1 protein-coding gene is annotated in these 1,274 nt (G+C 72.4%); it reads right to left on the reverse strand.

Features of this window, described 5'->3' with window-relative positions; translation table 11 throughout:
• Nucleotides 1–1,274 (reverse strand): AfsR/SARP family transcriptional regulator (locus tag G6045_RS40555; protein ID WP_235968621.1); only part of this gene is annotated, 1,274 nt, incomplete at both ends.

Genomic DNA, 1,274 nt, shown 5'->3' on the forward strand with positions numbered 1-1,274 from the left:
GCGCGGGGGTGTGGGTGGGAGGTCCGGCGGTGGTTGTCGAGGTGGCCCGGACGGTGGAGGCGGGGACGATAGCGGAAGTAGACGGATCGGACTGTGCGGCGGAAGCGGTGGGGGAGAGCTCGGCGGCCGACGCGTCCCGGGCCGGCTCTGCAGCTGAAGTGTCCGGGCCCAGGCCAGGGGTTGAAGCAATCGGGTCCAGCCCCGCAGCTGAAGCAACTAGGCGTTGCCCTGCAGTCGTAGCAGTCGTAGCAGTCGTAGCAGTCGTGGCAGCCGAGGCACCCAGGACCAGCCTCGAAGCAGAAGCAGAAGCAGAAGCCGAAGCCGAAGCCGAAGCCGAAGCCGAAGCCGAAGCCGAAGCAGCCGGGACGAGGCGGGCTGCTGCCTCTGTCGCGAGGCGGGTCTTGCCCACGCCGCCCGGGCCCGTGAGGGTGACCAGGCGTTCGGTGGCGAGCAGGGCGCAGATCCGTGCGACGGCCGGCTCCCGTCCGATCACCGCGTCCGTGCGCGCGGGCAGGTTGGTCGACGGGCGGGGCGCCGAAGGGGCAGGAGCGGTCGTGGGGGCCAGGTGCGGTTCCTGGCGCAGCATCGCCTCGTGGAGCTCGCGCAGCTCCGGGCCCGGATCGACCCCCAGCTCGTCGGCAAGGTGCCTGCTCAGTTCGAGGTACGCCGCGAGCGCCTCGCTCTGCCGCCCCGACCGGTACAGCGCCCGCATCTGCACCGCCCGCAGCCCTTCGCGCAGTGGGTGCTCGGCCACCAGATCCGCCAACTCGTCGGCCAGCAACCCATGTTCGCCGAGCTCGACGCGTAGTCCCGCCAACTCCTCCTCGACGGTGATCCGTTGCTCCTCGAGCCGCGCGATCGCGGCCTGGGCGAACGACGCGTCCCGGAATCCGTCGAAGGCGGGTCCCCTCCACAACCCCAGGGCATCCGACAGCAGCGCCACCCGTGTCCGCGGATCTCCTGTCTGCCGCGCCCGCGCGACGAGCTGACCAAAACGACCCGCGTCCACCTCCTCCTCCGTCACCCCCAGTCGATAGCCGGCCGGACCGTACTCCACCAGGGCCCGCGCGCCCGGCTCGCCCTTCTCCAGCGCCCGGCGCAGCTGGGAGACCTTCGTCTGCAGCGCGTTGGCCGGATTCCCCGGCCGCGCCGACGCGCCCCACAGATCCTCGACGATCCGGTCCACACCGACGGGCTGCCCCGCGTGCACCAGGAGCACGGCGAGCAGCGCCCGCACCTTGGCCTCGGGAACGGCGACCGCCGCCCCGTCCCCC

Origin of the sequence: Streptomyces mesophilus (assembly GCF_011044995.1) — a bacterium.
GTDB classification, from domain to species: domain Bacteria; phylum Actinomycetota; class Actinomycetes; order Streptomycetales; family Streptomycetaceae; genus Streptomyces; species Streptomyces mesophilus.